This is a genomic window from Rhizobium sp. P1_E6, from assembly GCF_056405875.1.
Genome location: NZ_JBFUBG010000171.1, coordinates 1 through 6,190, shown reverse-complemented (window position 1 = coordinate 6,190; position 6,190 = coordinate 1). Strand labels below are relative to the sequence as shown.

The window sequence follows — 6,190 nt, the reverse complement described above, 5'->3', positions numbered from 1 at the left end:
GATCTATCCAATTGGAAATGAATAGGAATTTGCGAAAATGTCGTATTGTGTGGCGGATTTTTAGCTAAGCCATTGATAATGAATAAGTGATCCATCGGGCGCCAAAAATATATATAAAAAAATTTCAACGGGCACTGTCTCTGGTTTGAAATTCTTTACGCGTAATTTTGAGGTCAAGTGAATCACTTATTCATTATCAATGACTTAGCTCCCAAATCACTGCATTGGTGGCTCACTTTTAAAATTCTTATTCATTTTCAAAGAGATAGACAAGAAACTGGAATCGGCGGCGATGACAGATGCACCAATCTGTGAAGGACCGGAAACAACCCTTGAGAAAAAAGCCGCAAACGATTCCGAAGATTAGCGGATTGGCAGCGGCTGATGCTGCGGCAACGAAGCTCTCCGCGCCAGATGGCAGCGTGCCAGTTCGCAGTTCGATTCTGAGAACATCATAATCAAGAGAGATTAAAAGCCAGATCTCGAAAGCCAAGCCAGCCTCCGGCAGCCGTGGACGGCTGAACCGCCTCCGGTCAGGCCGGCTGTATGCTCGGTCTTGCGCTGCGCACCAGCGCCATCAGCATCAGCACGAAGACCATTGCGATGGCGGCAAGCACGGCGCAGGTGATGATCGTCGGACCGACGCCGGCGCGGTCGAGGATGGCGGTGAATATGACGGGGGCAATAGCGTTGGCAAGGTTCTGCGGCATCGACAGGCGAGCCGCCTGCAATCCGTATTCCCTGGGCGAGAAGAGGGCGAGCGGCAGCAGCGCGCGGGCAACAGCAAGCACGCCGGAGCCGAAGCCGTAAAGCAGCACGAAGGTGACGAGCAGCGGCGTCGATGGCGGCACGATGAAGAGCATCAGGAAGCTGAAAAGCATCAGGCTGACGCCCATCACCGATGTCAGGATCGGATTGCCGCGCTTGCCGAGCAGCATATCGAGCGCGCGCGCCGAAATACCGATCACGCCGCGGGCCGCACCGAGCTGCAGTGCAAGGGCGGTCGATGCGCCGGACTGGCGGAAGATTTCGAGCAATGACGGCGAGACGCCGAAGGTGATGAAGGTGCCGAGCGTGGTCGAAACCGCGATCAGCAGGAAGGCCTTGCGTCGGTCGGCCGGCGTCAGCTCGATGGGCGGCGTTTCGGCGGCAGCCCCCTGCGTGTGGCTCGCGACCGGTTTCGGCAGGCCGAAGAGATGCAACGGCAGGCAGACGAAGAATTGCAGGCAGGCGCTGACGATGAAGGTGACGCGCCAGCCGAAGCTCTCGTTGAGAAGCGTCAGGATCGGCCAAAAGATGGTGGCCGACAAGCCCGTGAACAGCATCAGGATGGCAATGACGCGTTTGCTGTTTGCGCCCTCGCGCTCCACGACGGCCGTGTAGCAGGGTGCCGAAAGGCCGAGCGCCCCGCCGAGCCCGATGACGACCCAGGCGAGGCCATAGACGATGATATTGGTGGCGGCTGCAAGCAGCAGCAGGCCGATCGCGAAGGTGATCGACGAGGCGGCCAGCACCTTGGCCGCGCCATAGCGGCCGAGCCAACGCCCGGTGGTGGGACCGGCAAGTGCGCTGATGACCATCATGACGGTCAGGCCGGCGAAGATCGCTTCATTCGGCAGCCCCAGCGAGGGCGCAATGACACGGCCCATGACACCGAGCATATCGAAGGTGGTGCCCCAGCCGATAAGCTGGGTGACGGCGAGCACGCCAACCGTCTGCGCCGTACGAAGCGAAAATGATTTTTGCATGGATTCTGGAATGAAATGAATGAAGGTGGACCAAGCGATAGCAGCTTCAACCTGATGGCGAAAGGCGTCGATCGAACAAATCCGGTACGGATTTTGAAGGCGCCAAGATTTCCCTTGCGACAGAGTGTGTTAACGGCATTTTCTGCCCATCATTCAGGAATCGCGTATATTTCGCGCAATAGTCGAGAATTGTTCTAAAAGGCCTGCATTGCCGTGCATTCATTTGCCATTCAGGTCGCTTGAGTACATATTCGGGACAAGTTGGCATTACATTGAAAGCACAGCACATGGCCTCTCCTCTGAGCGTCGCAGCATTGGCCGCCGGGCTGGCGGTTTCGGCGCCCTCACCGGACGATACCCACACGCTTGTCCTGCGTGTAGCGCGCGATTGCAGCGCCGCAGCCCAGCAGGTCGTGGACGAGACGGGTGGCCAGCTTCTTTCCGTGCAGCCGGTGGGCGACGCCTGCATCATCACCGTTCTCGTTCAGGGCAATGGCCAGCGTCCGCGCAAGGTGACGGTAAAGGTTCCGATGTAAACGGAATCGGCTTATTCATATCATCAGTGATTTGCAGCGGATGAAGGCGAAGCGATGCGCATTCTGGTAGTCGAAGACGACGTCAATTTGAACCGGCAGCTGAGCGACACGCTGAAAGAGGCGGGGTATGTCGTCGATCAGGCGTTCGATGGCGAGGAAGGCCATTTCCTCGGCGATACCGAGCCCTATGATGCCATCATTCTCGATATCGGCCTGCCCGAACTGGATGGCGTGACAGTGCTCGAAAAATGGCGCGGCGCCGGCCGCACCGTGCCTGTGCTGATCCTGACTGCCCGCGACCGCTGGAGCGACAAGGTGGCCGGGATCGATGCCGGCGCCGACGACTATGTGACGAAGCCCTTCCATGTCGAGGAAGTGCTGGCCCGCATCCGCGCGCTTATCCGCCGTGCGGCCGGCCATGCCTCCTCCGAAATCGTCTGCGGCCCGGTGCGGATCGATACCAAGTCCTCCAAGGCGATCGTCAATGGCGTGGCGCTGAAGCTCACCTCGCATGAATACAGGCTGCTTGCCTATCTCATGCATCACATGGGCGAGGTGGTGTCGCGCACGGAGCTGGTCGAGCATATGTACGATCAGGATTTCGACCGCGATTCCAATACGATCGAGGTCTTCGTCGGCCGCTTRCGCAAGAAGATGGGCGTTGACCTGATCGAAACGGTGCGCGGTCTCGGTTACCGCATCCAAACGCCGACCAATGCGAATTAAGTCACTCACCGCACGCGTGCTGCTCCTGACCACGGTCTGGTCGACGGTGGCACTGGTGGTGATCGGCCTGTTGATCTCGACACTCTACAGACGAAGCGCGGAGCGGGGCTTTCAAGACCTGCTGCGCGCCCAGCTCTATAATGTCATCAATTCCGTGACGATCGGCGATCAGGGCGCGCTCGCGGGCAGCCCGCAGCTTGGCGACCTGCGTTTCGCCCAGCCGAAAACCGGCTGGTACTGGGTGGTCGAACCGCTAGGCACCTATACGACGGCACCACTCGTTTCGCCGTCGCTCGGTTCGGCGACCATCCCCGTTCTGTCGGTCGTGGAAGCCCCTTTCGACAAGAATTACGAGCGCTATTACCAGGTGACGGACGCCTCCGGAAACCGGGTGCAGGTGGCCGAAACCGAAGTGGTGCTCGACACCGATGGCCGCGCCGCGCGCTTCCGCGTCACCGGCAATGTCGACGTCGTCGAGGACGATGTCCGCAATTTCTCCCACCGGCTCTATCTGGCGCTTGCCGGTTTCGGCGTCGGCAGTCTCATCGTCAATGCGCTCGCCATTCTCTATGGCCTGAAGCCGCTCGACAAGGCGCGCGCAGCCCTTGAACGCGTTCGCGCCGGCGAAAGCGAGCAGCTGAAGGGCGATTTCCCGCGCGAGATCCTGCCGCTTGCCAATGAGGTCAACGCCTTGATCGACAGCAACCGCCGCATCGTCGAGCGGGCCCGCATGCAGGTCGGCAATCTCGCCCACTCGCTGAAGACGCCGATCGCCGTGCTGCTGAACGAGGCGCGCGTGCTTGAAAAGTCGCATGGCGAACTGGTGCGCAACCAGGCCGAGGCCATGCAGGGGCAGGTGCAGTCCTATCTCAACCGGGCGCGCATTGCCGCCCAGCGCGAAACCGTGCTGGCCCGAACCGAGGCCGAGCCGGCGCTGGAGCGGCTGGTGCGCGTCATGCGCCGCCTGAACGTCGAGACCGAATTCGAACTGGTCGTCCAGCCGCCACACCTGGCTGTTGCCATGGAGCAGCAGGATCTCGAGGAGACGGTCGGCAACCTGTTGGAAAACGCCGCGCGCTTTGCCAGGAGCAAGGTGCGTCTCTCGGCGGTCGAAGCCGGCGAGGATGTGAAGGGAATAGAAGCCAGCGCCCGCAAGCATTGGGTCGAGCTTGCCGTCGAGGATGACGGCCCGGGGCTGGAGCCCGACCAGATCCGCGAAGCGCTGAAGCGCGGCCGGCGGCTGGACGAAAGCAAGCCCGGAACCGGCCTTGGCCTCTCCATCGTCACGGAGATTTCCAATGAGTATCAGGGCCGCCTGGAACTCACTCGCGGGGAATGGGGCGGGCTGAAAGCCAAGCTTATCCTGCCGGCTGTGACAAAGGATGTTGCATGAGCAACTGCTTGATGTCACAAAGATAGTGGCAAATGTATAGCATGCTTTGCCTTAATGCTGACACGGGGACGCTGCACTTCGATCGGCTTATGTTGACACCCCTGATCGTGGTTCGATTGCAATGACTCTACGTTGGCAAGGCATGATCGTTTCTTCCCTTATCGTCGCCGTTGCGCTCTCTGGCTGCACGACGACGAAAGGTTCTACGCGCGGTCTTTTCGGCGGCGGCAAGCCTCCGGCTTCGGCCGCTTTCATCGCGGCTTTGCAGGGCGGTATCGTCGGCCACACCGGCGTAGAGCTTGGTGACAGCGACAAGCAGCGGGCGCTGGAAGCTGAATACCGTGCTCTGGAAGGCGCCGGCGTCGGGCAGCCGGTCACCTGGACCGGTCGCGATGCCAAGGGCAGCGTCGTGGTCGCAGCGCCTTATCAGGTAGGCTCGCAGAACTGCCGCCAGTACACTCACACCGTCACTGTCGATGGCAAGGATACGCTGGCACGCGGTGTCGCCTGTCGCAACGAAGATGGCACCTGGTCGCCGCTCGGCTGATCTCTCTTCCCGTTATCTTGCGGCCAATAGCCTCAAATCTTCGTCATTCAGGCATTGGCAGTTGGAAAGGGCGCACGCTTCAAGTATTTGGGCCGATATGCTGTTCTGGATTCTCGTGGCTATCCTGACGGCGGCCGTTGCCGCCATTCTGCTTTACCCTCTTTTGCGTGGAGCGAAGGCGGCCGAAAATACGCGTGCCGGTGAGGCTGCCGTCTATCGCGACCAGTTGCGCGAACTCGACAGGGATCTCTCGGGCGACCTGATCAGTGCTGACGAGGCCGATTACGCCCGCGCGGAGATCGGCCGCCGGCTGATCGCCGTTTCCGGTGTTGCTCCGACCGAAGAAGGCAAGCCTGCAAGGCATCACCGCCTGACCGAAGCCTTCATCGTGCTGCTCCTGCCGGTCATCGGGCTCTGTCTTTACATGAATACCGGCAGGCCCGACCTGCCGTCCCAGCCGCTGGAAGCCCGGCTTGCCAATCCCGGCAATGATATGGCCGTTCTCGTCGCCAAGGCGGAGCGGCATCTGGCGCAGAATCCTGACGACGGCAAAGGTTGGGATGTGCTGGCGCCGATCTACTTCAGCACCATGCGTATTTCCGATGCCGAGACCGCCTATCGCAACGCCATCCGTTTGCTTGGCCCAAGCCCCGCGCGCCTCGACGGTCTTGCCGAAACGCTGATGGCGATCTCCGAAGGTGTGGTGACGGAAGATGCGCGCAAGGTGCTGGAACGGTCGCTATCTCTTGAGCGGAACAACCCGCGTGCGCGTTTCTACATCGCGCTGAGCCTGGAGCAGGCTGGCCGACCCGGCGAGGCGCGGGGTGCCTTCGAGGATCTCGCCAGGCAGTCGCCGGCCGATGCGCCGTGGCTGCCGCTGGTCAACGAGCACATCGCCAAAAACGGCGGCACGGCGGTCGCCTCTGCAGGTGAGCCTGCCGCACCGGGCGGCCCGACGGCCGAAGATGTCGCGGCGGCCGAGACGATGAACAGCGGCGACCGGCAGCAGATGATCCGCGGCATGGTGGAAAGCCTGGATGCCAAACTGTCTGCCGATCCCAACAATTTCGAGGGCTGGATGCGCCTTGTCCGCTCTTACGCCGTATTGAACGACAAGGATCGCGCCGCGACCGCCCTGAAGCGCGGGCTTGCCGCCTTCCCGGCATCGGGCGATCAGGGCAGGCAGCTCCTGGCGCTCGGCAAGGAACTCGGCATCGCGACGGAAGGATCGGTGGAATGA

General features: G+C 61.0%; 7 protein-coding genes. 5 read left to right on the top strand and 2 right to left on the bottom strand.

The genetic code is table 11. The features are described from left to right. Positions 1 to 247: 247 nt before the first annotated feature. Positions 248 to 493: a hypothetical protein gene (locus AC1D35_RS34495; RefSeq protein ID WP_113310072.1), complete on the bottom strand. Its 246-nt coding sequence runs from the start codon at positions 491 to 493 to the stop codon at positions 248 to 250. A 40-nt stretch (positions 494 to 533) separates the two neighbouring features. Next, positions 534 to 1,748 (bottom strand): MFS transporter, encoded by a 1,215-nt coding sequence (locus tag AC1D35_RS34490; protein WP_113310073.1) that lies wholly within the window; start codon positions 1,746 to 1,748, stop codon positions 534 to 536. Between the two features lie 287 nt (positions 1,749 to 2,035). Here AC1D35_RS34490 and AC1D35_RS34485 point away from each other — a divergent pair, with 287 nt between their 5' ends. The 5 genes from AC1D35_RS34485 to ccmI all read left to right on the top strand — a co-directional run bounded on the left by AC1D35_RS34485 (position 2,036) and on the right by ccmI (position 6,190). Continuing rightward, a complete protein-coding gene (locus tag AC1D35_RS34485; protein ID WP_113301650.1) occupies positions 2,036 to 2,284 on the top strand; it encodes a hypothetical protein in 249 nt (82 codons plus the stop codon). A 54-nt stretch (positions 2,285 to 2,338) separates the two neighbouring features. Beyond that, on the top strand, positions 2,339 to 3,010 hold the full coding sequence (locus tag AC1D35_RS34480) for a response regulator transcription factor (protein ID WP_113301651.1): 672 nt from the start codon (positions 2,339 to 2,341) through the stop codon (positions 3,008 to 3,010). Then, positions 3,000 to 4,403 carry a sensor histidine kinase gene (locus tag AC1D35_RS34475; protein WP_113310074.1) on the top strand — a complete coding sequence of 468 codons (1,404 nt, stop codon included), beginning with the start codon at positions 3,000 to 3,002 and terminating at the stop codon, positions 4,401 to 4,403. The genes AC1D35_RS34480 and AC1D35_RS34475 overlap by 11 nt, the downstream gene beginning before the upstream one ends. 121 nt (positions 4,404 to 4,524) lie before the next feature. Beyond that, on the top strand, positions 4,525 to 4,950 hold the full coding sequence (locus AC1D35_RS34470; RefSeq protein ID WP_113301653.1) for a hypothetical protein: 426 nt from the start codon (positions 4,525 to 4,527) through the stop codon (positions 4,948 to 4,950). Between the two features lie 97 nt (positions 4,951 to 5,047). Then, positions 5,048 to 6,190, top strand: coding sequence for a c-type cytochrome biogenesis protein CcmI (gene ccmI, locus AC1D35_RS34465; protein WP_477942362.1), 1,143 nt, complete (start codon positions 5,048 to 5,050; stop codon positions 6,188 to 6,190).